This is a genomic window from Rhizobacter sp. (assembly GCF_035702065.1).
Lineage (GTDB): Bacteria > Pseudomonadota > Gammaproteobacteria > Burkholderiales > Burkholderiaceae_C > Rhizobacter.
The window spans coordinates 1-26,605 of sequence record NZ_DASSRA010000116.1 but is presented as its reverse complement, the minus strand read 5'-3'; the positions used below and the strand labels follow the sequence as shown (position 1 = coordinate 26,605).

Sequence of the window (26,605 nt, the reverse complement as noted above, 5' to 3'; positions counted from 1 at the left end):
GGGTTAGCACTTTCGCGCTAACCCGTTGTCTTGTTTGGCGGAGTGGACGGGGCTCGAACCCGCGACCCCCGGCGTGACAGGCCGGTATTCTAACCAACTGAACTACCACTCCAGATGGCTTCTGCATCGCTGCACAAGCGCCATCAAACTTGGCGTCCCCTAGGGGATTCGAACCCCTGTAATCACCGTGAAAGGGTGGTGTCCTAGGCCTCTAGACGAAGGGGACTGTGTTCTTTCGAAACTACCTTCATACAACTTGAACCGTGCGCCACCTGCTCTTTCGAAGCAACCCTTTCGGATTTGGTGGAGGTAAGCGGGATCGAACCGCTGACCTCTTGCATGCCATGCAAGCGCTCTCCCAGCTGAGCTATACCCCCGTTTAAAAGGTCGCACTGTTCAAGCGAGACCGCGATTATAGACAGATATTCAGGCGTTTGGCAAACGCGCCAAAACAGTTTCTCTGGGGAAGAGTTCGAGCACCGCATCGAGGGACGGTGTCTGTGCACGACCGCACACCAGCACACGCACCGCGTGGGCCAACTGCGGCATCTTCAGGCCGTGCGCAGCCAGCGTTTCCTTGATCGCCGCCGTGATCGCCACCTTGTTCCACTCGGCGTTCGCGAGCTTGCCACGCAGCGTCGGCAGGGCAGGCTTGACGAGATCTGTGACATGCGCGGCCAGATCGTCGGCCGTGGGTTGCACGTCGGCGAAATACATGGCCACCCAGTCGGCGAGTTCGACCGTGGTGGAACAACGGTCCTTGAAGAGGCCCATCACGCGGGCGACGTCGGTCTGGCTGACCGAGGCGATGCCACGCCGCTTCAACTGCCCTGTCACCAACTCCGCGAGCCGAGCGTCGGGCAGCGCCTTGAGGTAGTGCGCATTGACCCAGGCGAGCTTGGCCGCATCCCACTGCGCCGGGCTCTTGGAGAGGTGACTGCCATCGAACCACTCGACGAGCTGTTCGCGGCTGAACAGTTCTTCGTCGCCATGGCTCCAGCCCAGACGGGCCAGGTAATTGAGCATGGCTTCTGGCAGGAAGCCGTTCTCTTCATAGGCCGTGACGCTCACCGCGCCGCGCCGTTTGGAAAGCTTCTGCCCGTCGTCGCCCAGGATGACCGGCACGTGGCCGAAGAGCGGAAGCGGCGCGCCGAGTGCGTTGAAGATGTTGATCTGCCATGGCGTGTTGTTGACATGCTCGTCGCCACGGAAGACGTGGCTGATCTTCATGTCCCAGTCGTCGACGACCACGGCGAAGTTGTAGGTCGGCACGCCGTCGGCACGCATGATGATGAGATCGTCGATCTCGCGGTTGGCGATGCTGATCGTGCCCTTGCAGAGGTCGTCCCAGGTCACCACGCCGTCTTTGGGGTTGGCGAAGCGGATCACGGGCGGCACGCCAGCGGGAGGCGCGGGCAGCTGCTTGCCCGGCTCTGGACGCCAGCGGCCGTCGTAGTGGGTCTTCTCGCCGCGTGCCTTCTGCGCTTCGCGCATGGCGTCGAGCTCTTCGGGCGTGGTGTAGCAGCGGTAGGCCTTGCCTTGCGCGATCAGCTGGTCGACGACGGTGCGGTAGCGATCCAGGCGCTGCATCTGGTAGATCGGGCCTTCGTCGTAGTCGAGCCCCAGCCACTTCATCGAGGCGAGGATCTGGTCGACCGAGTCTTGCGTGGAACGGGCCACGTCGGTGTCTTCGATGCGCAGCACGAACTCGCCGCCGTAGTGGCGGGCGAAGGCCCACGAATACAAGGCGGTCCGTGCTGTGCCCAGGTGCAGGAAGCCGGTGGGCGACGGGGCGATGCGGGTGCGGATCTTCTGGGTCATGGGGTCACAGCGTTGCGAGGCCGCGCAACAGGTCGGCCTTCAGGTCTTCTACGTCGTCGAGGCCCACCGCCACGCGGATCAGTCCCTGCGTGATTCCGGCGGCTTGGCGCTGCTCTTCGCTCAGGCGCCCATGCGAAGTGCTGGCGGGGTGGGTGATGGTGGTCTTGGTGTCGCCCAGGTTGGCGGTGATCGAGCACACCCGGGTGCTGTCGATCACATGGAAGGCGCCCTGCCGCTGGCCCTTCACGATGAACGACACCACGGCCGCTCCCAGGCCCGACTGCTGGACCATGGCCAGCTCGTGTTGGGGGTGCGAGCGCAGGCCCGGATAGAACACGCGTTCGACCTGCGGCTGCTGCTCCAGCCAGGTGGCAAGCTGCAGCGCGCGCTCGGACTGGGCGCGCATGCGGATGTCCAGCGTCTCCAGGCCCTTGAGCACCACCCAGGCGTTGAAGGGCGAGAGCGACATGCCGGCACTGCGCATCACCGGCACGAACTTCTCGTTGACAAGTTGCTCGCTGGCGCACAACGCACCGGCGATCACACGACCCTGACCGTCGAGGTACTTGGTGCCGGAATGAATCACCACGTCGGCGCCGAACTCCATCGGTCGCTGCAGCGCGGGGGAGCAGAAGCAGTTGTCGACAGCCAGCAGCGCACCGGCCTCCTTGGCGATGGCCGCGAGCGCGCGGATGTCGCAGACCTCCGTCAGCGGGTTGGTCGGCGATTCGGCGAACAGCAAGCGCGTGTTGGGACGCAGCGCCGTGCGCCACGCATCGACGTCGGTCTGCGACACGAAGCTCGTCTCGACGCCGAACTTGCCGAACTCGCGACCGAACAACATGATGGTCGAGCCGAACACGCTTTGCGAGCACACCACGTGGTCGCCAGCTTTCAGCAGGCCCAGGCCCAGCAGCAGGATCGCCCCCATGCCGCTGGCCGTGCCGATGCAGGCCTCGGCGCCTTCGAGCGCCGCCAGGCGACGCTCGAACATCGTGACCGTCGGGTTGCTGAAGCGCGAGTAGATGAAAGCTTCTTCTTCGTTGGCGAAGCGCGCTGCGGCCGTGGCCGCATCGGGCTGCACGAAGCTGCTGGTCAGGAACAGGGCTTCCGAGTTCTCGCCCCACGCACTGGGCGGCAAACCCTCGCGCACGGCCAACGTGTCGCGCCGCAGACCGGGCGGCAGGTCGACACGCGGGATCTTCTTGCCCACGGTCAGGACTGTTCGGTGGCGCTTTGCAGGGCCAGGCGCGAACGGTCGTTGTTGCCGTCTTCCTCGTCGCCCTGCGCCTGGCGCTGGGTAGCCATGGCGTCGAAGTCGGCCACCGACACGTCGCCGGTGACGTAGCGCCCGTCGAAGCACGAGGCTTCGAAGCCGGCAAGCCCAGGGTTCAGTGCACCCACGACCTTCTTCATCGCGTCCACGTCCTGGTAGATCAGCGCGTCGGCACCGATGAACTCGCGGATCTCTTCGATGCTGCGGTTGTGCGCGATCAGCTCTTCCTTGGTCGGCATGTCGATGCCGTACACATTGGGGAAGCGCACCGGCGGCGCGGCCGAAGCCATGTAGACCTTGCGTGCACCTGCGTCACGCGCCATCTGCACGATCTCTTTCGACGTGGTGCCACGCACGATGGAATCATCGACCAGCAGCACGTTGCGGCCCTTGAATTCCATGCCGATGGTGTTGAGCTTCTGGCGCACCGACTTCTTGCGCATGCCCTGCCCCGGCATGATGAAGGTGCGGCCCACGTAGCGGTTCTTCACGAAGCCTTCGCGGTAGGGCTTGCCAATCTTCTGCGCGAGCTGCATGGCCGAGGGGCGGCTCGATTCGGGGATGGGGATCACCACGTCGATCTCGTTCGGCCGGATGGTCGAGATGAGCCGCTGCGCCAGCGTCTCACCCATGTTGAGGCGAGCCTGGTAGACCGAGATGCCGTCCATCACGGAGTCAGGCCGCGCGAGGTAGACGAACTCGAACATGCATGGGTTGAGCGTGGGCGCGTCGGCACACTGCTTTGCATGCACGTTGCCTTCGAGGTCGATGAAGATGGCCTCGCCGGGCGCCACGTCGCGCGTCACCTTGTGGCCGGTGCCTTCGATGGCCACCGACTCGCTCGCCACCATCACCTCGCGGCCTTCGGGCGTCATGCCCTCGCCGAAGCACAGCGGGCGGATGCCGTATGGGTCGCGGAAGGCCAGCAGGCCGTGGCCGGCGATCAGCGCCACCACCGCGTACGAGCCCTTGATGCGCTTGTGCACCGCGCTCACGGCCTTGAAGATCTCGTCGGGCGTGAGAGGCAGGTCACGCGCAGCCACCTCCAGCTCGTGCGCGAGCACGTTGATCAGGACCTCGGTGTCGCTGGTGGTGTTGATGTGGCGACGGTCGATGTCGAACAGCTCCTGCTTGAGCGTGTGCGCGTTGGTGAGGTTGCCGTTGTGCACGAGCACGATGCCGTAAGGCGCATTCACGTAGAAGGGCTGCGCCTCTTCTTCGCTGTAGGCATTGCCGGCGGTCGGGTAACGCACCTGACCCAGGCCCACGGGGCCGGGCAGCGCACGCATGTTGCGGGTGCGGAACACGTCGCGCACCATGCCACGCGCCTTGTGCATGAAGCACTTGGTGCCCTGCATCGTGACGATGCCGGCTGCGTCCTGCCCGCGGTGCTGCAGCAGCAGCAGCGCGTCATAGATCAGCTGGTTGACCGGGCTCTTGGAGATGACACCGACGATGCCGCACATAGGAAGTCCTTGGGTTTCAACGCGCCGCGCCGGCACGCGCCGGCAGAAGCTGCAAAAGTTGGGGCGGAAGCAGCGGGTGCAAGCCATCGAGCACGATCTGCAGCCACTGTGCACCCTGCGAAGCCTGCCACGCCGGAGATTTCATCAGCGGCGTGAGGTTGATCACGGTTGCTGCCGCAAGCAGCAGCACCAGCCCACGCAGCACGCCGAACACGGCACCGAACAGGCGGTCCGGCAGGCTGAGCGGGGTCGCGTGGATCAGCAGGCGCAGCAGCCGCGAAATGATCGCCCAGCCCAGCAGTGCCGCCACGAAGATGGACGCGAAGGCCGCCGCGTGGTTGACCGCTGAGCCTGGTTTGCCCACGGGAATGTGCGGCGCCAGGTCGCCCGCAAACCAGTGGGCCGCAAAGTACGCCACGAACCACCCCAGAAGGGACAGCACCTCGAACACCAGGCCCCGCACCAGCCCGACGATGACCGAGAGGGCCAGCACGCCTGCCATCACGATGTCGACCCATTGCATGGCCCGGCGTCAGAGGGTGTAGACCGCGGAACTCAGACCGGCCGACTTGATCTTGTCGGCGGCCTTGTCGGCCTCGCCGCGCGAGGCGAACGGGCCGACACGCACGCGGATGCGCTTGCCGCCCGATGTCTCGACCACCTGGGTGTAGGTCTTGAGGCCGAGCTTCTCGACCTTCTGCCGGGCCTCACGTGCCGCCGTCACCTCGGCAAAGGCACCAACCTGTACGACGAAGCGCCCTTCGGCCGCAGCGTGTTTGTCGGCGCCCTCCTTGCCATCGAGCAGGGCCTGGGCGCGAGCACTCTCGCTGGGTTTGGCTTCGGGTTTGGCGTCTGGTTTGGGCTCAGGTTTGGGCGTGGGCTTCGGGGCCACGGCCACGGCCTCTGGCTTGACCGGCTTGGTTTCGGGTGTGGACGGGGTAGCAGCCGGCGGAGCCGCCGCTGGTGCCGATGCGGCGGCCACCTCGCGGCCGCCGTCTGCCGGGCTCTCGATGATCACGTTGGGCGCGACCGGTGTCGTCGCACGGGGTGCCGGTGTGGTGCGCGGAACTGGCGCCGAGGGCGCGGCAGCGTCCTTGCGTGCAATCTCGATGGGTGTGTCGACCGGCAAAGGCCGAGGCTGCGTCTCGAACAGCAAGGGGAAGCCGATCACGCCGGAGGCGACCAGCACCACCGCACCTACAAGCCGCTGCCGCGCACGCGTGCGGGCCTCTTGCACCGAATCGGCGGACTCGGGAATCGGCGCAGCCGGCTTGGCGGCATCACTCGATTGCTTGCGCTTGAAAAATGACAGCAAACCCATGCAGTGCTGGTTCCAGGTGGGCACAACGGTGCTTTGGAGGCCTTTGTGTGTGTCGCCCACCCGCACGGATGGCCGGCGATGCAGGGCCGGAGTGGCTGGTTCAGCCGACGTGCTTGGCGGTCAGACGGGGCAGGCCGTCCTTCAGCACGCCGCCCACGGTGTAAAACGAGCCGAAGGCCACGATTCTATCAGCGGGGTCTGCGCCGGACACCGCTGCGCGCAGGGCCTGGCCGGGGCCGGCATGGCAGGTGATGGTGACCGGCCCGGGGCCACGCAGGGCGAGGCTCTCGTGCAGGGCCTGGAGTTGCGCCGCCGTTGCCGCGCGGGCCACCGGCAGGTCGCAAAAGTGCCAGTGGTCGACGATGGGTGCCATGCGGGTGAGGATGGCGGTCAGATCCTTGTCGGCCATCGCCCCGAAGACCGCATGGGTGCGCGGAAAGAAGCCCATCTGGTCGAGGTTCTGGAAGAGCGCACCCACGGCCTGCGGGTTGTGCGCCACGTCCAGCACGAGGGTAGGCTGGCCGGGAACGATCTGGAAGCGCCCCGGCAAGTCGACCGTGGCAAGGCCATTGCGCACGGCTTGTGCAGTGATCGGCAGGCGGTCGCGCAAAGTCTCGAACGCTGCCAGCGCACCGGAGGCGTTGAGCAGCTGGTTGGCTCCGCGCAGCGCCGGGTAGGCGAGCGCATTGAAACGCTTGCTGCGCCCGGCCCAGCTCCACTGCTGCTTGTCGCCCGCGTAGTTGAAGTCGCGGCCGATCTGCCACAGGTCGGCACCGATCTCCTGCGCGTACGCACCCACGCTCTGGGGCGGCACCGGGTCGCTGAAGACCGCCGGGCGGCCCGGGCGCATGATCGCGGCCTTCTCGCGACCGATGGATTCGCGATCCGGGCCGAGGTACTCCATGTGGTCGAGGGCAATGCCAGTGATGACAGCGCAGTCGGCGTCGATCACGTTCACCGTGTCGAGGCGCCCGCCCAAGCCCACCTCCAGAATCACCATGTCGAGATCGGCTTGTGACAGCAGCCGCATGATGGCCAGGGTGGTGAACTCGAAGTACGTGAGCGCCATCTCGCCGCGCGCCTGCTCCACGGCTTCGAAATGAGGGATCAACTCAGCGGCCGACACCATGGCGCCATTGACGCGGCAGCGCTCTTCGAAGTGCACGAAGTGCGGCTTGATGTACAGGCCCACGCGGTAGCCGGCCTGCAGGCCGATGGCTTCGAGCATGGCGCAGGTGGAGCCCTTGCCGTTCGTTCCGGCCACGGTGATCACCGGCACCTTGAACTCGAGGCCCAGCCGGCGCTTGATCTCCTGGCTGCGTGCCAGGCCCATGTCGATGTCCTTGGTGTGCAGCCGCTCGCAATGGGCCAGCCATTCGGCCAGGGTCGTGGGATGGGGCATGGGATGTGTAGGTGTTTGAATGAACAAGGGCGGCCATGGCCGCCCTTGTCAGCGGAGGGTCAAAGACTCAGGCAACTGCGTCGGCACTTTGCCGCTGCAGCATGGCCAGCGACCTGGCGATCACCCCGCGCAATTCGCGCCTGTCGACGATGGCGTCGATGGCGCCGGTCTGCATCAGGAACTCGGCTCGCTGGAATCCTTCGGGCAGGGTTTCACGCACGGTGTCGGCGATCACGCGCGGGCCAGCGAAGCCGATCAGTGCCTTGGGCTCGGCGATCACGATGTCACCCATGAAGGCGAAGCTCGCCGACACACCGCCCATGGTGGGATCGCACAGCACGCTCACGTAGGGGAGCTTGGCCTTGGCCAGGTGTGTCATGGCCGCGTTGGTCTTGGCCATCTGCATCAGGCTCAGCAAGCCCTCTTGCATGCGCGCGCCACCGGTGGCGGTGAAGCTGATGAAGGGCACCTTCTGCTCGACGGCCATCTCGACGCCACGCACGAAGCGCTCGCCGACCACCGAACCCATGGAGCCGCCCATGAAGTCGAACTCGAAGCAGGCCGCCACCACGGGGATGGTGTGCAGTGCGCCGCCCATGACGACGAGCGCATCGGTCTCGCCCGTGGTTTCCATCGCGTGCTTCAGGCGCTCGGGGTAGCGCTTGCTGTCCTTGAACTTGAGCGCGTCGACCGGCACGACCTCCTGCCCGATCTCGTAGCGGCCTTCGCCGTCGAGGAAGGCATTCAGCCGGGCGCGCGCGCCGATGCGGTGATGGTGACCACACTTGGGGCAGACGTTGATGTTCTGCTCCAGGTCGTTCTTGTAGAGGACCGTTTCACACGACGGGCACTTGATCCACAGACCTTCGGGCACCGTGCGGCGTTCGCTCGGGTCGGTCTGCTGCATCTTGGGTGGCAGCAGTTTCTCAAGCCAACTCATGCGGGAACTCCTTTCAAGCTGTCCAGGGCGGCGCGGATTTCGGCGATGAACGCCGCACCCGCGGGGACGACATTGTCGCGCGTTTGGGATTCGAGCAATTGCACGATGCGGGCGCCGATCACGACCGCATCGGAAACAGCTCCCACGGCCTTGGCCGTTTCGGCATCCCGGATGCCGAAACCCACCCCGACCGGCACCTTCACATGCGCGCGAATGCGGGGAACGGCCTCAGCCACTGCCCGGGTGTCGATCGCACCGGAACCGGTGACGCCCTTGAGCGACACGTAATAGACGAAGCCGGTGGCGATGCGTGCGACATCCTTGATTCGCTGTTCGGTCGAGGTGGGCGCGAGCAGGAAGATCGGGTCGAGTTCCGCAGCCCGCATCTGCGCAGCAAATGCCTCGCACTCCTCGGGCGGATAGTCCACGACCAGCACGCCGTCGACACCGGCCGCCTTGGCATCGCGCACGAAGGCGCCCTCACCCAGGCGCTGGTCGTAGCGTTCGATGGGGTTGGCGTAGCCCATCAGCACGATGGGCGTGCTGTCGTTGCTGCGGCGAAAGCCACGCACGAAATCGAACACCTGCGGCATGCCGATGCCCTTGGCCAGGGCCCGCTCGCCCGCACGCTGGATCACCGGGCCGTCGGCCATGGGGTCGGAGAACGGCACACCCAGCTCGATCACGTCGGCGCCGGCTTTCGCCATCGCCAGCAGCAGCTCGACCGTGGCATCGGGGTACGGGTCGCCCGCGGTCACGTAGGGGATCAGCGCCTTGCGGCCTTGCGCCTTGAGCGCCTCGAAAACGGGGCCGATGCGGCTCATGCGGCCCCCTTCACGCTGCGGCCGGCCTGCGAGGGACGGTCGAAGTATTCGGCGCCGGAGAGATCAGCCACGGTGCCGATGTCTTTGTCCCCTCGGCCGGAGAGGTTGACCAGCAGATGCTGGTCGGGCCGCATGGTCGGCGCGATCTTGATCGCATGGGCCACGGCATGCGAGGACTCCAGCGCCGGGATGATGCCCTCGGTGCGGCACAGGCGATGGAAGGCCTTGAGCGCTTCTTCATCGGTGATGCCGACGTACTCGGCACGGCCGATGTCCTTCAGGTAGGCGTGTTCAGGGCCGACGCCGGGGTAGTCGAGGCCGGCCGAGATCGAATGCGTCTCGGTGATCTGGCCGTTGTCGTCTTGCAGCAGGTAAGTGCGGTTGCCGTGCAGCACGCCGGGCGAACCCTTGGTGAGGCTCGCGGAATGCTTGCCCGACTCCAACCCCTGCCCGGCCGCTTCGACGCCGATCAGGCGCGTCTTCTCATGCGGGATGTAGGGGTAGAAGATGCCCATCGCGTTGGAACCACCGCCCACCGCGGCGATCACGGCATCGGGCTGGCGGCCAGCCATTTCAGGCATCTGCACCAGGCACTCGTCGCCGATCACTCGCTGGAAGTCACGCACCATCGCCGGGTAGGGGTGCGGGCCGGCCACCGTGCCGATGATGTAGAAGGTGTTCTCGATGTTGGTGACCCAGTCGCGCATGGCCTCGTTGAGCGCGTCCTTCAGGGTCTTCGAGCCACTTTCCACCGGCACCACACGGGCGCCGAGCAGGTTCATGCGGTAAACGTTGGGGGACTGGCGCTTCACGTCTTCGCTGCCCCTGTAGACCACGCATTCCATGCCGTAGCGCGCGCAGACCGTGGCCGTGGCCACGCCGTGCTGGCCGGCACCGGTCTCAGCGATCACGCGCGGCTTGCCCATGCGGCGCGCGAGCAATGCCTGCCCGATGGTGTTGTTCACCTTGTGGGCACCGGTGTGGTTGAGGTCTTCGCGCTTGAGGTAGATCTGCGCACCGCCCAGCTCGCGGCTCAGGCGGGCTGCGTGGTAGATCGGGCTGGGGCGGCCGACGAAGTGCTTGAGCTCGTACTCGAACTCGGCGATGAAGGCCGGATCCTTGCGCGCCTGTTCATAGGCAGCATTGAGTTCGTCGAGCGCATGGACAAGGGTTTCGGCGACGAAGCTGCCGCCGTATGGCCCGAAGTGCCCGCGGGCATCGGGCTGCTGGTAGTTCAACATTGAGTGTCTCGCTTTCAGGTGGCTGAGTCTGCGATGCGCGCATCCGCATCGCGGACGGCCTCGCAAAACCGGCGTATCGCCGCGGCATCCTTGATGCCTTTGGCGCTCTCGACGCCGGAACTGACGTCAACGGCCGAGGGCCGTACCTGAAGAATCCCTTGGATCACATTTCCGGCATGCAACCCACCAGACAAAACGACTGGACGGGGCACGTTTGAAGGAATGAGAGACCAATCGAAGACCTTTCCACTGCCCCCATAGGCCTCGACGTGAGCGTCGAGCAACAGCCCCTGGGCGTGAGGGTACTGGGAAGCGAAGTCTAGCAAATCGAACCCCGGCGACATGCGCGCCGCCCGCACGAAGGGCCTCCCTGCAGCGCGGCAGTCGGCCGGGGTCTCATCACCATGGAACTGCAGCAGCACATTGGGCAGCGCCTGTGCGACCGCCGCGATCAGCGCCGCTTCCGCATTGACGAACAAGGCCACGGGCGTCACGAAGGGAGGGAGGCGCCGGGCCAGCGCGGCGGCGCGCTCGACGGTGACGTGGCGTGGGCTGCGCGGGTAGAGCACGAAGCCGATGGCGTCCGCCCCGGCATCGACCGCGGCGTCCACATCGGCCTCGCGCGTGAGGCCACAGATCTTGATTCGGGTGCGGGTGGTCATGGGTGCGGCAGCCAGTCCATGGGCGGCGTGTGCGAAGGCAAGGCGAAGCCTGCATCGTAGTACGGCCCCACGAAGTACAAGCCGTCGGCGGAGAACGTGGGCGCCGCGGCCTCGCGCGAACGCGAAGCCAGCACGGCCTGCATCCAGCTCGGCGGGCGCTGTCCACTGCCGATGGCGATCAGACAGCCCATGATGTTGCGCACCATGTGGTGCAGAAAGGCCGAACCATCGAAGTCGAAACGCCAGTAGGCACCGAGGCGATGGATGGCGATGGCTCTTAGTTGCTTGACAGGGGAAGCCGCCTGGCACTCCGACGACCTGAAGGCGCTGAAGTCGTGCTCGCCGATCAAGGCATTGGCCGCTTCGCGCATGGCAGCGACGCTCAAGGGCCGGAATACCCATCCGACCGCACCCGACTCCAGCGCCGGACGAACCGGCGACTCCAGCAAGACGTAGGCGTAGCGCCGCCCGTGCGCGCTGTTGCGGGCATGAAAGTCATCGGGCACCTCGCGGCACCACTGCACCGCGATGTCGGCAGGGAGAAAGCGGTTCGTGCCGCGCACCCAGGACATGAGTTCACGCTGGACGGGCGGATCGACGTGGACGACCTGGTTCAAGCCGTGCACACCGGCATCGGTGCGACCGGCACACATCGTGCGAACAGGCGCTGCCGCGAACTGCGACAGCGCCTGTTCCAGATGATCCTGCACCGTGCGGCCATTCGGCTGGCTTTGCCAGCCGTTGTAGGCCTGGCCCCGGTAGCTGACGCCCAGGGCCAGCCTCACATGAACCTCTTGCCCCAGAAGGGCACCCACGAACCCAGGCGATCAGCCCAGGTCGTTGAGCATGGCCTGGGCGCGCGTCTTGACGGCACCGCTGGCCTTGGCCACCACTTCCTGCAAGAGGTCGCGAGCGCCTTCCATGTCACCGATCTGGCGGAACTCTTCTGCCAGTTCGAGCTTGCGGGCGATCGGGTCTGCGCCGTCGTCTCCGGCGGCTTCGCCCAGGTCGATCGCACCGAAGTCCTCCACCGGCGGAGCGGCCGGGGTGGCCTTGGGCTTGGCGATGGTCGAGTCGTCGCCCAAGTCGAGGGAGATGCTGCCCAGGTCGAAGTCCATCGACCCCGAACTCGGCGCGGCAGCCACCGGTGCGGCGGCGGGCGGAAGGTTGAAGCTCATGTCTTCAAGGGAAGGCACGTCTTGCGGCACGGCCAGGGGTTGAGTCTGTTCCACGCGGCGCGCAGGAGCGGCCGGAGGCGCCGTATCGGGTGCACCCAGGTCCAGATCGAGGTCGATGCCGCCACCCGAGGTGGTATCGAACCCGCTGCCCGACGCGCCACTGGTCCCGAACTCGGACGGTGACGGCAGCACCGACTGCGGCATGGTGCTGGCACCCAGCAACTCGGCAGCAGGGCGGCCATCGCCTTCGCCGGCGGCGGGCTTGCCGCCCGGCTGGTAGAGCGCATTGTCTGGGTCGATCTGCAGCCCGATTTCCTGGGCCTTCACCCAATCATCGCCCTGGCCGCCGGTCAGACCGTAGAGCTGCGTGGCCAGCAGTTCGAAGCCCTTGGTGTCGCGACGCTTGGCATAGACCTCGAGCAGCTTGGTGCGGATGGCCAGACGCTCTGGGCTGGCGCGCATGGCTTCCTTGAGGATTTCTTCGGCCTGCAGGTCGCGACCGTAGGCCAGGTACACGTCGGCCTCAGCAACCGGATCGACATCGCCGATCGCATCAAGCTGGCTCAACGAGTAGCTCATGGACGACGAAGCACCACCCGCATCGCGGGTGTCGATGCGCTGGCCACCGCTGGCGCCGAAGAAGGAGTCAGGCTGCAAGCGGCTTTCGAGGAACGACGTCTCGCCGCTGTCCTTCTTGGCGCGCTTGGTGAAGCGGTAGATGCCGAAGCCGGCGAGCAGCGCAATCAGTGCTGCGCCTGCGGCCAGCACCAGCGGGTTGTCTTCAAGCAGCGAAGCGAACGGGCCAGGCGGCTCGACGACAGGCGCAGCCGCAGGAGCCGACGCTGGCGCGGGGCGGGGAGGCGGCGGTGCAACGGCCACGGCCGGTGCGCTGGCAGGTTCCGCCGCGGCACTGGCCGCAGCAGACGCCGCAGCCACCACGGCCGGAGCCGATGCGACCGCAACGGGAGCAGGCGCGGGAGCCGGCGGCGGCACAACAACCGGAGCGGGCGGCGGCGCGACGGGAGCCGGTGCCGGAGCGGGAGGCACGACCGGCGGCTTCGGGGGCGTGACCGGAGGCACGACCACGGGCGGCGCCACCGGTGCGGCCGCCACCGCGGGAGCCTTGCCAGAGGCTGCGGCGGAGGCGCTGGAGAGCTTCTTCAGCTCATCGACGTTCTTGGACAACTCGGCCACGCGGGCGGAGGCATCTTTCTTCTCGCGTTCCTTCGACAGGCGGTCTTCAGGCGCTGAGGCCTTGCCGGCAGTGCCTTTGCTCAGGGTCAGCTTGTCCGGCGCCGGCGTTGCCGAGGCTTTGCGATCGTCCACCGACGACTGCACCTTGCCGCTGGCCTGGCGAGACGTGCCATCTGTCTTGGCCGCGGGCACCGCCGAAGCAAGGCGCTCACGGTAGGTGCCGAAATCGACACTCTGCGCCTGGATCAGCTGGCGCGCGTCGGCAGGCGTCATGGCCTTGGCAGCGTCGGCCGAAGGCACCGCCAGAACAACGCCCGACTTCAGGCGGTTGATGTTGGCGTTGATGAAGGCATCGGGGTTGGCCTGATAGAGCGAGGCCAGCATCTGGTCGAGCGACACGCCCGGGCGTTGCGTGCGGCTGGCGATGCGCGACAGCGAATCGCCATCACGCACCTTGTACTCATCAGCACCGGCTTCACTCGGCTCGGCAGCCATCGGAGCCTTGGCGCGCGGCTTGCGCGGTTCAGCCGTGGCGGTCGACTCGGCAGGTGCCGCCGGGGCAGCCTTGGGAGCGGCCGGCTTGCGCTCGGGGCGCGCGGCGACGGGAGCGGTCTCGCTCGGAGCCGGGGTGATCACCGGCGACGTGGTTGCCGATGGGGCCGCAGGCGCAGCCGCCACGCGCGTTACCGGCGGATCGAGCAGCAGCGTGTATTCACGAACCAGGCGGCCGGTCGACCAGGTGATCTCCAGGATCACATCGACGAAGGGCTCCTGAACCGCGCGGTCGCTGCTCATCGCCAGGTAAGAGCGCCCGTCCGCACGCTTGAGGAGGACGACTTGGGTGCCCGGCAGCACCGAGTTGTAGTCGATACCCGCAGCACGGTACGACTCAGGCGGCGCCACACGAACGTTGAGGTTGGAGGCCTCCTCCGGCGTGATGCTGGTGACGTCGATCTCGGCGCGCAGGGTCTCGCCCAATGCCGACTGCACATTGAGGCGGCCAAGGCCTAGAGCCCAGGCATTCGAGCCCATGAGACACATGGCGGCGAGAGCCGCCCCGGTCAGAGCGAATCGCCCTGTGTACAACGAGTTACTTTTCAAGGCGTCTCCCAATAGGACGGGGGTGGAAGCGAGCGAGCCCCACTGCTTTCAGAGTTGTAGTTGACGCGAACACTGGATTCCTGGGCGCAACAGTAGAAATCACAATAACATCAACTAGATACGCTGACAAGCTCATGCAATGCCTGACATTCCCGCGGAAGTCGCATTCATGGGCTCAGGAGACGGCCCCTGTTGTGGCTCAGCAACGCACAACGGAGGCCTTAAAGACCTGAATCAGGCATCCAACAAGATGCGCAGCATGCGGCGCAGCGGCTCGGCAGCCCCCCACAGCAACTGGTCGCCGATGGTAAAGGCGCCAAGGTACTCGGGGCCCATGGCCAGCTTGCGCACGCGGCCTACCGGAATCGTCATGGTGCCGGTCACGGCCACCGGGGTCAGGTCGCGCAGCGTGTCTTCGCGGTTGTTGGGTACGAACTTCACCCAGGCGTTGTCGGCCTTGATCATGGCCTCGACGTCGGCGAGGGGCACGTCCTTCTTCAGCTTAAAGGTCAGCGCCTGGCTGTGGCAACGCATCGCACCCACGCGCACGCAGAAGCCATCGACCGGCACCGCGGGCGTACCGAAGCCTTCGCCCATGCCCATGATCTTGTTGGTTTCGGCCATGCCCTTCCACTCTTCCTTGGACATGCCGTTGCCCAGATCCTTGTCGATCCAGGGGATGAGGCTGCCACCCAGCGGCACGCCAAAGTTGGCCGTCTCGGCTTCGGTCAGGCTGCGCTGCTTGGCGATGACCTTGCGGTCGATCTCAAGGATGGCGCTCTTCGGGTCGTCGAGCAGCGCCTTCACTTCGGCGTTGAGCGTGCCGTACTGCGTGAGCAATTCGCGCATGTGCTGTGCACCACCGCCCGAGGCGGCCTGGTAGGTCTGCGTGCTCATCCATTCGACGAGCCCGGCCTTGTACAGCGCGCCCACGCCCATCAGCATGCAACTCACCGTGCAGTTGCCGCCGATCCAGTTCTTGCCGCCCTTGGCGAGTGCGTTCTTGATCACCGGCATGTTGACCGGGTCGAGGATGATGACCGCGTCGTCCTTCATGCGCAGCGACGACGCGGCGTCGATCCAGTGGCCGTTCCAGCCGGCCGCGCGCAGCTTGGGGAACACCTCGTTGGTGTAGTCACCGCCCTGCGCGGTGATGATGATCTCGCACCGCTTGAGCGCGTCGATGTTGAAGCCGTCCTGCAGCGTGGTCTCGTTCTTTGCTTGCGCGGGAGCCTTGCCGCCGACGTTGCTGGTGCTGAAGAACACCGGCTCGATCAGCGCGAAGTCGTTCTCCGCTTGCATGCGGTCCATCAGGACCGAACCCACCATGCCCCGCCAGCCCACCAGGCCGACCAATCTCGTAGCCATTTCGATTTCCTATCGTCTGTGAAAGTGTTGATCTCTGAGAACGCGAAGGGGTCAGCCCTGCGCTTTCAGCTGGGCGACCACAGCGTCGCCCATCTCCTTTGTGCCGACCTTGGTGGTTCCGGCGCTGTAAATATCGGCGGTGCGCAGGCCTTTGGCCAGCACCGCCTTGACGGCAGCCTCGATGCGCTGCGCGGCCGCCTCCTGGTTCAGGCTGAAGCGCAGCATCATCGCAGCCGAAAGAATGGTCGCCAGGGGATTCGCAAGGCCCTTGCCGGCGATGTCGGGCGCCGATCCATGGCTGGGTTCGTACAAGCCCTGGTTCTTCGCGTTGAGCGAGGCCGAAGGCAGCATGCCGATCGAGCCGGTGAGCATCGCCGCTTCGTCGCTCAGGATGTCGCCGAACATGTTGCCGGTGACGATCACATCGAGGCGCTTCGGTTGCTTGACGAGTTGCATCGCCGCGTTGTCGACGTACATGTGCTCCAGCTCCACGTCGGCGTACTGGGCATGCACCTCGGTCACCACGTCACGCCAGAACTGGAAGGTCTCCAGCACGTTGGCCTTGTCGACGCTCAGAACCTTCTTGTTGCGCTTGCGGGCCGCCTGGAAGGCCACATGCGCGATGCGCTCGATCTCCGGGCGCGAGTAGCGCATGGTGTCGAAGGCCTCGTCGGCGCCCTGGAAGGCGCCGTCGGGCGAGGCGCGGCGGCCACGCGGCTGGCCGAAGTAGATGTCGCCGGTGAGCTCGCGGATGATGAGAATGTCGAGGCCCGCCACGATCTCTGGCTTGAGCGACGACGCATGCGTCAGCTCCTCGTAGCAGATCGCGGGGCGGAAGTTGGCGAAGAGCTCCAGGTTCTTGCGCAGGCCGAGGATGGCCTGCTCAGGGCGCAGCGGGCGGTCCAGCTTGTCATACTTCCAGTCGCCCACGGCGCCGAACAGCACCGCATCGGCTTCCTTGGCGAGCTTCAGCGTGTGCTCGGGCAGCGGGTGGCCATGCGCCTCGTAGGCGGCTCCGCCGACCTTGGCCTCTTCCATCTCGAACTTCAGGTCGAGGCAGGCGAGCGCCTTCAGGGCCTCGGCCACGATTTCGGTGCCGATGCCGTCGCCGGGCAGGATCGCGATCTTCATGTTGTCGTCGTCAGGTTCAGATGGTCTTGGCGAGCCAAGGCTTGGTCAGCAGGCGCTCGGTCTCGTAGGCCTTGATCTTGTCGGCATGGCGCAGCGTGAGGCCGATGTCGTCGAAGCCGTTGATCAGGCAGTACTTGCGGAAAGAGGCGATCTCGAACGGGATCTCGGCACCATCGGGCTTCGCCACGACCTGGCGCTCCAGGTCGATCGTCAGCTGGTAGCCGACGAAGGCATTCACCTCGTCGAAGAGCTGGTTGATCGCCGACTCGGGCAAGACGATCGGCAGCAGGCCGTTCTTGAAGCTGTTGTTGAAGAAGATGTCGGCATAGCTCGGCGCGAGGATGGCACGGAAGCCGTACTGGTCGAGCGCCCAGGGCGCGTGCTCGCGCGAGGAGCCGCAGCCGAAGTTCTGGCGAGTGAGCAGGATCGACGCGCCCTGGTACCGCGGTTGATTCAGCACGAAATCGGGGTTGGGCTTGCGCGTGGACGGGTCCTGGCCCGGCTCGCCGTGATCCAGATAGCGCCATTCATCGAACAGGTTGGGGCCGAAACCCGACTTCTTGATCGACTTCAGAAACTGCTTGGGGATGATGGCGTCGGTGTCGACGTTCTCGCGGTCGAGCGGCGCGACCAGGCCCTTGTGGAGCTTGAAGGCTTGCATGGTCGTGTCCTTAGGCGATGCGACGCACGTCGACGAAGTGGCCTTCGATGGCGGCAGCCGCAGCCATCGCCGGGCTCACGAGGTGGGTGCGGCCACCGGCGCCCTGGCGCCCTTCGAAGTTGCGGTTGGACGTGGAGGCGCAGCGCTCGCCCGGCTCCAGGCGATCGGCGTTCATCGCCAGGCACATCGAACAGCCGGGCTCACGCCATTCGAAGCCGGCGGAGGTGAAGACTTTGTCCAGCCCCTCCTTCTCGGCCTGCTCCTTCACGAGACCGGAGCCGGGCACCACGAGCGCGAGCTTCACGTTAGACGCGATGCGCTTGCCCAAACGCTTCACGACGGCCGCCGCTTCGCGCATGTCCTCGATGCGGGAGTTGGTGCACGAGCCGATGAAGACCTTGTCGATGCGAATGTCGCTGATGAGCTTGTTGGGTTCCAGCGCCATGTAGGTCAGCGCACGTTCCATCGCGCCGCGCTTGTTGACGTCTTTCTCGCGGTCGGGATCGGGCACGCGGTCTTCGATGGACAACACCATCTCGGGCGAGGTCCCCCAGGTGACCTGCGGGCGGATCTGCGTGGCGTCCAGTTCAACCACGCGGTCGAAGCTGGCATCGGCGTCGGAGTGCAGCGTGCGCCAGTAGGCGATGGCTTGCTCCAGCACCACGCCGGTGGGCGAGAACGGGCGGCCCTGCACGTACTTGATGGTGGTCTCGTCCACCGCGATCAGGCCGGCGCGCGCACCCGCCTCGATCGCCATGTTGCACACCGTCATGCGGCCTTCCATGCTGAGCGCACGGATCGCCGAGCCGGAAAACTCGATGGTGTAGCCCGTACCGCCCGCGGTGCCGATCTTGCCGATGATGGCGAGCACGATGTCCTTGGCGCCGCAGCCCTTGGGCAGCGTGCCATCCACCTTGATCAACAGGTTCTTGGCCTTGCGGGCCAGCAGCGTCTGCGTGGCCAGCACGTGCTCGACCTCGCTGGTGCCGATGCCATGCGCCAGTGCACCGAAGGCGCCGTGCGTGGAGGTGTGCGAGTCACCGCAGACCACCGTCATCCCGGGCAGCGTAGCGCCCTGCTCCGGGCCTATCACGTGGACGATGCCCTGGCGCTTGTCATTCATCTTGAACTGCGTGATGCCGACGCGGTCGCAGTTCTTGTCGAGCGTGTCGACCTGCAGCCGCGAGATCGGGTCGGCAATGCCGTGCGAACGGTCGGTGGTCGGCACGTTGTGGTCGCTCACAGCCAGATTGGCCGAAATGCGCCAGACCTTGCGGTGGGCCAGGTCCAACCCCTCGAACGCCTGCGGGCTCGTCACCTCGTGCACCAGGTGACGATCGATGTAGAGGACGGCCGTGCCGTCTTCTTCGGTGTGAATGACGTGTTCGTCCCAGATCTTGTCGTACAGCGTGCGGCCCATGGCGGACTTTCGTTGGCTCTGGCGGAAAAGGGTGGAATTTTAGGCGTTTACATGCAAAAACCCCGGCCTGTGGCCGGGGTTTGCGTGCTTGAAGAGCTGCGTTCCGGCGATTCAGCCTCGTTGCGCGATCGGTTTGACGTCGCGAGCGGTCGCACCGTGGAATAGCTGGCGCGGGCGGCCGATCTTGTACTCGGGGTCGGCAATCATTTCGTTCAGCTGGGCGATCCAGCCGACCGTGCGGGCCAGCGCAAAGATCGCCGTGAACAGGCTCACCGGAATGCCGATGGCGCGCTGCACGATGCCCGAGTAGAAGTCCACGTTCGGGTACAGCTTGCGGGCAACGAAGTACTCGTCTTCCAGGGCGATCTTTTCCAGCGCCATGGCCAGCTTGAAGATCGGGTCGTTGTGCAGGCCCAGGGCGTCGAGCACCTCGTGGCAGGTTTCACGCATCAGCTTGGCACGCGGGTCGTAGTTCTTGTAGACGCGGTGGCCGAAGCCCATCAACTTGACGTTGGAGTTCTTGTCCTTGACCTGCTTGATGAACTCGCCGATACGCTCGACACCGCCCATGCGCTGCACATCTTCGAGCATATTGAGCGCCGCCTCGTTGACGCCGCCGTGGGCCGGGCCCCAGAGGCAGGCCACGCCGGCCGCGATGGCTGCGAACGGGTTGGTGCCGGACGAGCCGCACAAGCGCACGGTCGAGGTGGAGGCGTTCTGCTCGTGATCGGCATGCAGCGTGAAGATGCGGTCCATGGCGCGCACCAGCACGTCGTTGGGGACGTACTCTTCACACGGCGTGGCGAACATCATGCGCATGAAGTTGCCGGCGTAGGACAGGTCGTTCTTCGGGTAGATGTAGGGCTGGCCGACGGTGTACTTGTAAGCCATCGCCACCAGCGTGGGCATCTTGGCGATCAGGCGGATGGCCGAGATCTCGCGGTGCTCCGGGTTATTGATGTCGGTGCTGTCGTGATAGAAGGCCGACAGCGCACCCACGAGGCCGGTCATGATGGCCATCGGGTGCGCATCGCGGCGGAAGCCGCGCAGGAAGAACTGCATCTGCTCGTTGACCATCGTGTGATGGGTCACGTTCTCCACGAAGTCAGCCTTCTGGGCGGCATTGGGCAGCTCGCCCTTGAGCAGCAGATAGCACGTTTCGAGGTAGTCGCAGTTGGTGGCGAGCTGCTCGATGGGGTAGCCGCGGTACAGCAACTCGCCCTTGTCACCGTCGATGTAGGTGATGGTCGACTGGCACGAGGCCGTGGACAGGAAACCCGGGTCGTAGGTGAACTTGCCGGTCTGGGCGTAGAGCTTGCGGATGTCGATCACATCCGGGCCGACGGTGCCCTTGTAGACGGGCAGGTCCATTGCGGGGCTGCCGTCAGAGAACGACAGGGTGGCTTTCACGTCGGAGGGAGTCATGGGCGTTCCTTAATGAGAGGCTTGGACAGTCACTGGCTCAGTGGTTGCCGATGTTTTGCGTGGGCGCGCGCATCAGCCTGAGCACTTCGAATACATCGTCTCGCTGCAACTCGCCTTCGGGCTCCTTGCGGGCAAGCAGCAGGTCCAGCAAGTCGTTGTCCGGCAGGTCCATCAACACGAGCAAGCCTTGGGCCTGCTGTTCGGTGATGCCCCCTTCCTGGCGCTTGAAGAAGCGCTCGACGAACAGGTCGTTCTCCAGCAGGCCGCGGCGGCAGCGCCAGCGCAGCTTGGACAGAGCTCGTTCGTCGATCAGGGTGTGCATGGCGGACAAAGCAGCGTCAGACGGCGCGGCGAACCATCAATTCCTTGATCTTGCCGATGGCCTTGGTCGGGTTCAGGCCCTTCGGGCAGACATCGACGCAGTTCATGATGGTGTGGCAGCGGAAGAGACGGTACGGGTCTTCAAGGTTGTCCAGGCGCTCGCCGGTGGCCTGGTCGCGGCTGTCGGCGATGAAGCGATAGGCCTGCAGCAGCCCGGCAGGACCGACGAACTTGTCCGGGTTCCACCAGAAGCTCGGGCAGCTGGTGGAGCAGCTCGCGCACAGGATGCACTCATAGAGGCCGTTGAGTTCTTCGCGCTCTTCGGGCGACTGCAGGCGCTCTTTCTCGGGCGGAATGGTGTCGTTCACCAGGTACGGCTTGATCGAGTTGTACTGGGTGAAGAACTGCGTCATGTCGACGATCAGGTCACGAACGACCGGGAGACCGGGCAGCGGCTTCAGGACGACCACGTCCGGCAGGGTGCGCATGTTGGTCAGGCAGGCCAAGCCGTTCTTGCCGTTGATGTTCATCGCGTCCGAGCCACACACGCCTTCGCGGCAGGAGCGACGGAAGCTGAGGGACGGGTCCACGGCCTTCAGCTTCATCAGCGCGTCGAGCAGCATGCGCTCGCTGCCGTCGAGCTCGACCTCGAGGGTCTGCATGCGCGGCTTGCTGTCGGTATCGGGGTCGTAGCGGTAGATCTGGAATGTGCGTTTCGTCATGGTGGCTCTCGGCTCAGAACGAGCGGACCTTGGGCGGGATCGATTCGGCGGTCAGCGGCTTCAGGTTCACCGGCTTGTAGTCGAGCCGGTTACCTTCCGAGTACCACAGCGTGTGCTTCATCCACACCTTGTCGTTGCGGCCGTTCGGGAACTCAGCGCTGTCGGCGTAGTCGTTCACCGTGTGGGCGCCGCGGCTTTCGCGGCGGGCAGCGGCCGAGACCATGGTGGCTTGCGCGACCTCGATCAGGTTCTCGACCTCGAGCGCCTCGATGCGCGCGGTGTTGAACACCTTGGACTTGTCGGCCAGATGGATGTTCTTCACCCGCTCGGCCACCGCCTTGATCTTGGTGACGCCTTCATCCATCGACGCCTGCGTGCGGAACACGCCGGCGTGCTGCTGCATCGCAGAGCGGATGTCGTTGGCCACATCCTGGGCATATTCGCCGCTGGTGCTGCTGTCGTACTTGGCCAGACGCGACAGCGTTTGGTCCGCAGCATTGGCCGGCAGTGCCTTGTGCGACTTGGCCTTGAGGCCGCTGTCGATGATGTGGTTGCCGGCAGCGCGGCCGAACACCAGCAGGTCGAGCAGCGAGTTCGTGCCCAGGCGGTTGGCGCCGTGCACGCTCACGCAAGAGCACTCACCCACCGCGTAGAGGCCGTTCACCACCGCATTGGGGTTGCCGTCCTTGGGCACGACCACCTGGCCATGGATGTTGGTCGGGATGCCGCCCATCTGGTAGTGGATGGTCGGCACCACCGGGATCGGCTCCTTGGTGATGTCGACATTGGCGAAGTTGTGGCCGATCTCGAACACGCTGGGCAGACGCGTCATGATGGTGTCGGCGCCCAGGTGGGTCATGTCGAGCACCACGTAGTCCTTGTTGGGACCACAGCCACGGCCTTCCTTGATCTCCTGGTCCATGCAGCGAGACACGAAATCGCGCGGCGCCAGATCCTTCAGCGTCGGGGCGTAGCGCTCCATGAAGCGCTCGCCGTTGCTGTTGCGCAGGATCGCGCCTTCGCCGCGGCAGCCTTCGGTGAGCAGAACGCCCGCGCCGGCCACGCCGGTGGGGTGGAACTGCCAGAACTCCATGTCTTCCAGCGGAATGCCGGCACGCGCCGCCATGCCCAGGCCGTCACCGGTGTTGATGAAGGCGTTGGTGCTGGCCGCAAAGATGCGCCCTGCCCCGCCGGTGGCGAGCAGCACGGTCTTGGCTTCCAGGATGTGCAGCTCGCCGGTTTCCATCTCGAGCGCGGTGACGCCGACCACGTCGCCTTCGGCGTCGCGGATCAAATCGAGCGCCATCCACTCCACGAAGAAGTGCGTGCGGGCCTTGACGTTCTGCTGGTACAGGGTGTGCAGCATCGCGTGGCCGGTGCGGTCGGCCGCGGCGCAGGCGCGCTGCACGGGCTTCTCGCCGTAGTTGGCGGTGTGCCCACCGAAGGGGCGCTGGTAGATCGTGCCGTCGGGATTACGGTCGAACGGCATGCCGAAGTGTTCGAGTTCGTAGACGACCTTGGGCGCTTCACGGCACATGAACTCGATGGCGTCCTGGTCGCCGAGCCAGTCGGAACCCTTGACGGTGTCGAAGAAGTGGTAGTGCCAGTTGTCCTCGCTCATGTTGCCGAGCGAGGCGCCGATGCCGCCCTGGGCTGCCACGGTGTGCGAACGGGTCGGGAAGACCTTGGACAGCACCGCGACGTTCAACCCGGCCTGGGCGAGTTGCAGCGAGGCGCGCATGCCGGAACCGCCGGCACCCACGATCACCACATCGAATCTTCTCTTTGAGACGGTTGCGCTCACGTTCACATTCTCCACAGCACTTGAATCGCCCAGCCCGCACAGCCCACCAGCCATGCAATGGTGGCCACCTGCAGCACCAGACGGGCAGCAACGGGTCGCACGTAGTCCATCAGCACGTCACGGATGCCGACCCACACGTGGTACAGCAGCGCCACGATGGTCACGAAGGTCAACACGCGCATCCACTGCGGATTGAAGATGCCGGCCCATTTGTCGTAGCCCATGGGGCCGGGCAGCAGGACCTGCACGATCACCACCAGAGTGAACAGCGCCATCAGCACCGCCGTCACGCGCTGGGCCAGCCAGTCGCGCAGCCCGTAATGCGCGCCCACCACCACGCGCTTGGAACCGTAATTCGGTGTCGTCATGTTCGTCTGCGCCTCAGAAGAAGAGCTTGAAGCCGAGTGCCAGCGTCAGCAGGACGCTGACAGCCAGCGTGGCCAGCGCCGAGCTGCGGCCGAATTCCTTGGTCACCGCGTGCGTGGCGTCCATCCAGAGATGACGCAGACCAGCGAGAAAGTGGTGCAGATAGGCCCAGATCAGGCCGAGAACCACGATCTTGACGAACCAGGCGGGAAGGAAGCCGTATCCAGCGGTGAAGACGCTGGTGAACTGGCTGTAGCTGATCTCTGAGGTGAGGCTGGTGTCGAACATCCAGATGATGAACGGCATCAGCACGAACATCACGATGCCGCTCAGCCGGTGAAGGATGGACACCACGGCCGCCGGGGGCAGCCTGTACTGCGTCGCTTCGATCAGGCGCATCGGTGAACCCGGTCTTTGTCTTTGTTTTACTGTTGCATCAGCCATAACCCAACCTTGTGTAAACCAGAAGAAACTTTCGGAGTTTATTGCAATGCAGCAGGGTCTACCCGAAGCTGCTGGATTTCCAACCCCGCCAATCGCCCTCAGCTCAACTCATTTCGGTAGTAATGCGCTTGCGTGTTGTACAGACCGCGGCGCAATTCCACGGGCTTGTCGCCGTACGTGCGAGACAACCGCTCCACGCTCAGGAGGGGTGCGCCGACGGGCACCTGCAGCAGTTCGGCTGCAGCGGCGTCGGCCGCCACCGCGCGCAGCTGTTCCTCGGCCCGGATCATGCGCACGCCGAACTCGGTCTCGAACAAGCCATACATCGGACCCTGGTATTCGCTCAGGCGCTCGGCGGTGAGGCCTTTGAAGAGAGCTCCATGCAACCAGATGTCGTCGAGCACGACCGGCGTGCCGCGAAAGCGCAGCAGCCGCCGCACCTGCACCGCGACATCGCCCGACTTCAGGTCGAGCGCCCGCGCCACGTCGGAGGGTGCGCGCATGCGGCGGCAATCGATGAAGCGTCGTTCCGCGCCACCCGGCTCGCCGTTGTCGGGCGTGAGACGCAGGAATCGGTACTGGATCTTTTCTTCGGCATGCGTGGCGACGAAGGTGCCCTTGCCCTGGCGCCGCACCACGAGGTTTTCGTCGGCCAGGGCGTCGATGGCCTTGCGCACGGTGCCCTGGCTGACCTTGTAGCGCGCCGCGAGCTCGATCTCGCTCGGAATGGCCTCCCCCGGCTTCCACTCGCCGCCCTGCAGGCTGCGCGTGATCAGCGCCTTGATCTGCTGATAAAGCGGGCTGAAGGCCGGGCTGTCGCCCTCGGCGTCACCCACGCGGGGAGCGGCAGGAGGGGTTGTCGACGTGGCCATCCCGGGATTGCAGCACACCGGGTGCGCCGCGTCCATGACACTGTTGAAAGATGTCTTATATAAGACATAAGAGTATTGACAGCCCCCGGGTTGCCACCTAGACTCCCCTACACTTCCCGGCTGGCCACAGAGAGCGCGTTTCGCGCCCTGTCTTCGAATCCCTTTTTGAACCCTGCGGAGCCTCCCATGAGCAAGAAACCCGTTCGCGTTGCCGTCACCGGCGCAGCTGGCCAGATCGGCTATGCCCTGTTGTTCCGTATTGCCTCCGGCGAGATGCTGGGCAAGGACCAACCGGTCATCCTGCAACTGCTGGAGATCCCCGACGAGAAGGCCCAGAAGGCACTCAAGGGCGTGATGATGGAACTCGACGACTGTGCGTTCCCGCTGCTGGCCGGCATGGAGGCCCACAGCGACGCGATGACCGCGTTCAAGGACACCGATTACGCCCTGCTGGTTGGCGCCCGCCCCCGTGGCCCCGGCATGGAGCGCAAGGATCTGCTGGCTGCCAACGCCCAGATCTTCACGGCCCAGGGCAAGGCCCTGAACGCCGTGGCCTCGCGCAACGTCAAGGTGCTGGTCGTCGGCAACCCGGCCAACACCAACGCCTACATCGCGATGAAGTCGGCCCCCGACCTGCCCCGCAAGAACTTCACCGCCATGCTGCGCCTGGACCACAACCGCGCCGCATCGCAGATCGCCGCCAAGACCGGCAAGCCCGTGGCCTCGATCGAGAAGCTGGCCGTCTGGGGCAACCACTCGCCCACGATGTACGCCGACTACCGCTTCGCCACCGTCGACGGCAAGTCCGTGAAGGACCTGATCAACGACCAGGTCTGGAACAAGGACACCTTCCTGCCCACCGTCGGCAAGCGCGGCGCCGCCATCATCGAAGCGCGCGGCCTGTCGTCGGCTGCCTCGGCCGCCAACGCCGCCATCGACCACATGCGCGACTGGGCCCTGGGCACCAACGGCAAGTGGGTGACGATGGGCATCCCGTCGAACGGCGAGTACGGCATTCCGAAGGACGTGATGTTCGGCTACCCGGTCACCACCGCCGGCGGCGAATACAAGATCGTCGAGGGCCTGACCATTGATGAGTTCTCGCAGGAGCGCATCAACCTCACGCTCAAGGAACTGCAAGAAGAGCAAGACGGCGTGAAGCACCTGCTCTGATTGACCGACGCAGGCGCCATACAGCTGGGGAACCAATGAACCTGCGGGCCAAGGGGCTCACAAGGAAACGCCGGGCCGCCCCCAGTTTCCTTCCCCCCCGCGGGGGGCGGGCGTGGCGCAGCCAGGCCCTGGGGGCGCTCAGATGAGCGACTGGAACCCACAGCTGTACCGCCGCTTTGAAGACGAGCGCACCCGCCCGGCGCGCGAATTGCTCGCCCGGGTGCCGCTGCAAGCCCCCCAACTCGTCTTCGACCTGGGCTGCGGCCCGGGCAATTCGACCGAACTGCTGGTCGAGCGCTTTCCGAACGCCGAGGTCGTCGGCACTGACAACTCCGAACCCATGCTCGTCGAAGCACGCGCGCGTTTGCCGCGCTGCCGTTTCGAACTGAGCGACATCGCAAGCTGGCAAGCTCCTGTTGCCCCGGATCTGATCTACACCAACGCTGCCTTGCAATTGGTCGGAGGCCCTGAG

At 65.3% G+C, this 26,605-nt stretch carries 25 protein-coding genes and 3 tRNA genes; 2 read left to right on the top strand and 26 right to left on the bottom strand.

The genetic code is table 11. The features are described from left to right. Nucleotides 1-35 precede the first annotated feature (35 nt). The 26 genes from VFL64_RS05265 to VFL64_RS05140 form a co-directional block, all read right to left on the bottom strand. Nucleotides 36-112: transfer RNA gene (locus tag VFL64_RS05265), tRNA-Asp, on the bottom strand. A gap of 38 nt (nucleotides 113-150) precedes the next feature. Next, nucleotides 151-226 (bottom strand) — tRNA-Glu (locus tag VFL64_RS05260). A gap of 75 nt (nucleotides 227-301) precedes the next feature. After that, a tRNA-Ala gene (locus VFL64_RS05255) sits at nucleotides 302-377 on the bottom strand. Between the two features lie 49 nt (nucleotides 378-426). Next, nucleotides 427-1,821, bottom strand: coding sequence for a glutamate--tRNA ligase (gene gltX / locus VFL64_RS05250; RefSeq protein ID WP_489539333.1), 1,395 nt, complete (start codon nucleotides 1,819-1,821; stop codon nucleotides 427-429). A 4-nt stretch (nucleotides 1,822-1,825) separates the two neighbouring features. Beyond that, on the bottom strand, nucleotides 1,826-3,034 hold the full coding sequence (locus VFL64_RS05245; RefSeq protein ID WP_489539332.1) for an O-succinylhomoserine sulfhydrylase: 1,209 nt from the start codon (nucleotides 3,032-3,034) through the stop codon (nucleotides 1,826-1,828). Between the two features lie 2 nt (nucleotides 3,035-3,036). Then, nucleotides 3,037-4,563 (bottom strand): amidophosphoribosyltransferase, encoded by a 1,527-nt coding sequence (gene purF, locus VFL64_RS05240; protein ID WP_489539331.1) that lies wholly within the window; start codon nucleotides 4,561-4,563, stop codon nucleotides 3,037-3,039. Nucleotides 4,564-4,579: 16 nt separating this feature from the next. Continuing rightward, a complete protein-coding gene (locus VFL64_RS05235) occupies nucleotides 4,580-5,086 on the bottom strand; it encodes a CvpA family protein (RefSeq protein ID WP_489539330.1) in 507 nt (168 codons plus the stop codon). A gap of 9 nt (nucleotides 5,087-5,095) precedes the next feature. Next, the gene (locus tag VFL64_RS05230; protein ID WP_489539329.1) at nucleotides 5,096-5,884 is read right to left on the bottom strand and encodes an SPOR domain-containing protein; all 789 of its coding nucleotides are present in this window, start codon (nucleotides 5,882-5,884) and stop codon (nucleotides 5,096-5,098) included. 100 nt (nucleotides 5,885-5,984) lie between these two features. Further along, nucleotides 5,985-7,286, bottom strand: coding sequence for a bifunctional tetrahydrofolate synthase/dihydrofolate synthase (folC, locus tag VFL64_RS05225; RefSeq protein WP_489539328.1), 1,302 nt, complete (start codon nucleotides 7,284-7,286; stop codon nucleotides 5,985-5,987). 67 nt (nucleotides 7,287-7,353) lie between these two features. Continuing rightward, nucleotides 7,354-8,226: an acetyl-CoA carboxylase, carboxyltransferase subunit beta gene (gene accD / locus VFL64_RS05220; protein WP_489539327.1), complete on the bottom strand. Its 873-nt coding sequence runs from the start codon at nucleotides 8,224-8,226 to the stop codon at nucleotides 7,354-7,356. After that, on the bottom strand, nucleotides 8,223-9,050 hold the full coding sequence (gene trpA / locus VFL64_RS05215; protein WP_489539326.1) for a tryptophan synthase subunit alpha: 828 nt from the start codon (nucleotides 9,048-9,050) through the stop codon (nucleotides 8,223-8,225). Before trpA ends, accD begins: the two co-directional genes overlap by 4 nt. After that, nucleotides 9,047-10,291 carry a tryptophan synthase subunit beta gene (gene trpB / locus VFL64_RS05210; RefSeq protein WP_489539325.1) on the bottom strand — a complete coding sequence of 415 codons (1,245 nt, stop codon included), beginning with the start codon at nucleotides 10,289-10,291 and terminating at the stop codon, nucleotides 9,047-9,049. Before trpB ends, trpA begins: the two co-directional genes overlap by 4 nt. Before the next feature lie 14 nt (nucleotides 10,292-10,305). Next, complete coding sequence (locus VFL64_RS05205; protein WP_489539324.1) at nucleotides 10,306-10,953, bottom strand: phosphoribosylanthranilate isomerase; 648 nt, start codon at nucleotides 10,951-10,953, stop codon at nucleotides 10,306-10,308. After that, nucleotides 10,950-11,738: a tRNA pseudouridine(38-40) synthase TruA gene (gene truA / locus VFL64_RS05200; protein ID WP_489539323.1), complete on the bottom strand. Its 789-nt coding sequence runs from the start codon at nucleotides 11,736-11,738 to the stop codon at nucleotides 10,950-10,952. The genes VFL64_RS05205 and truA overlap by 4 nt, the downstream gene beginning before the upstream one ends. A gap of 42 nt (nucleotides 11,739-11,780) precedes the next feature. Next, nucleotides 11,781-14,411 carry a motility hub landmark protein FimV gene (locus tag VFL64_RS05195; RefSeq protein WP_489539322.1) on the bottom strand — a complete coding sequence of 877 codons (2,631 nt, stop codon included), beginning with the start codon at nucleotides 14,409-14,411 and terminating at the stop codon, nucleotides 11,781-11,783. A gap of 249 nt (nucleotides 14,412-14,660) precedes the next feature. Beyond that, the gene (asd, locus tag VFL64_RS05190) at nucleotides 14,661-15,794 is read right to left on the bottom strand and encodes an aspartate-semialdehyde dehydrogenase (RefSeq protein WP_489539321.1); all 1,134 of its coding nucleotides are present in this window, start codon (nucleotides 15,792-15,794) and stop codon (nucleotides 14,661-14,663) included. 51 nt (nucleotides 15,795-15,845) lie between these two features. After that, nucleotides 15,846-16,925 carry a 3-isopropylmalate dehydrogenase gene (gene leuB / locus VFL64_RS05185; protein WP_489539320.1) on the bottom strand — a complete coding sequence of 360 codons (1,080 nt, stop codon included), beginning with the start codon at nucleotides 16,923-16,925 and terminating at the stop codon, nucleotides 15,846-15,848. Between the two features lie 16 nt (nucleotides 16,926-16,941). Beyond that, on the bottom strand, nucleotides 16,942-17,586 hold the full coding sequence (leuD, locus tag VFL64_RS05180; protein ID WP_489539319.1) for a 3-isopropylmalate dehydratase small subunit: 645 nt from the start codon (nucleotides 17,584-17,586) through the stop codon (nucleotides 16,942-16,944). Between the two features lie 10 nt (nucleotides 17,587-17,596). Further along, nucleotides 17,597-19,006: a 3-isopropylmalate dehydratase large subunit gene (gene leuC / locus VFL64_RS05175; RefSeq protein ID WP_489539318.1), complete on the bottom strand. Its 1,410-nt coding sequence runs from the start codon at nucleotides 19,004-19,006 to the stop codon at nucleotides 17,597-17,599. 111 nt (nucleotides 19,007-19,117) lie between these two features. Further along, complete coding sequence (gltA, locus tag VFL64_RS05170; RefSeq protein ID WP_489539317.1) at nucleotides 19,118-20,431, bottom strand: citrate synthase; 1,314 nt, start codon at nucleotides 20,429-20,431, stop codon at nucleotides 19,118-19,120. 37 nt (nucleotides 20,432-20,468) lie between these two features. Continuing rightward, nucleotides 20,469-20,753: an FAD assembly factor SdhE gene (locus tag VFL64_RS05165; protein ID WP_489539316.1), complete on the bottom strand. Its 285-nt coding sequence runs from the start codon at nucleotides 20,751-20,753 to the stop codon at nucleotides 20,469-20,471. 16 nt (nucleotides 20,754-20,769) lie between these two features. After that, the gene (locus VFL64_RS05160) at nucleotides 20,770-21,474 is read right to left on the bottom strand and encodes a succinate dehydrogenase iron-sulfur subunit (protein WP_489539315.1); all 705 of its coding nucleotides are present in this window, start codon (nucleotides 21,472-21,474) and stop codon (nucleotides 20,770-20,772) included. Nucleotides 21,475-21,487: 13 nt separating this feature from the next. Next, the gene (gene sdhA / locus VFL64_RS05155) at nucleotides 21,488-23,215 is read right to left on the bottom strand and encodes a succinate dehydrogenase flavoprotein subunit (RefSeq protein ID WP_489539343.1); all 1,728 of its coding nucleotides are present in this window, start codon (nucleotides 23,213-23,215) and stop codon (nucleotides 21,488-21,490) included. Between the two features lie 65 nt (nucleotides 23,216-23,280). Beyond that, the gene (gene sdhD / locus VFL64_RS05150; protein WP_489539314.1) at nucleotides 23,281-23,646 is read right to left on the bottom strand and encodes a succinate dehydrogenase, hydrophobic membrane anchor protein; all 366 of its coding nucleotides are present in this window, start codon (nucleotides 23,644-23,646) and stop codon (nucleotides 23,281-23,283) included. Nucleotides 23,647-23,659: 13 nt separating this feature from the next. Further along, nucleotides 23,660-24,088: a succinate dehydrogenase, cytochrome b556 subunit gene (gene sdhC / locus VFL64_RS05145; RefSeq protein ID WP_489539313.1), complete on the bottom strand. Its 429-nt coding sequence runs from the start codon at nucleotides 24,086-24,088 to the stop codon at nucleotides 23,660-23,662. 98 nt (nucleotides 24,089-24,186) lie between these two features. Further along, nucleotides 24,187-24,960: a GntR family transcriptional regulator gene (locus VFL64_RS05140; RefSeq protein WP_489539312.1), complete on the bottom strand. Its 774-nt coding sequence runs from the start codon at nucleotides 24,958-24,960 to the stop codon at nucleotides 24,187-24,189. 186 nt (nucleotides 24,961-25,146) lie between these two features. Between VFL64_RS05140 and VFL64_RS05135 the strand changes: the two genes are divergently transcribed. Both VFL64_RS05135 and VFL64_RS05130 read left to right on the top strand, forming a co-directional pair. After that, complete coding sequence (locus VFL64_RS05135) at nucleotides 25,147-26,133, top strand: malate dehydrogenase (protein WP_489539311.1); 987 nt, start codon at nucleotides 25,147-25,149, stop codon at nucleotides 26,131-26,133. 142 nt (nucleotides 26,134-26,275) lie between these two features. After that, nucleotides 26,276-26,605 (top strand): methyltransferase domain-containing protein (locus VFL64_RS05130; protein ID WP_489539310.1); only part of this gene is annotated, 330 nt, incomplete at its 3' end.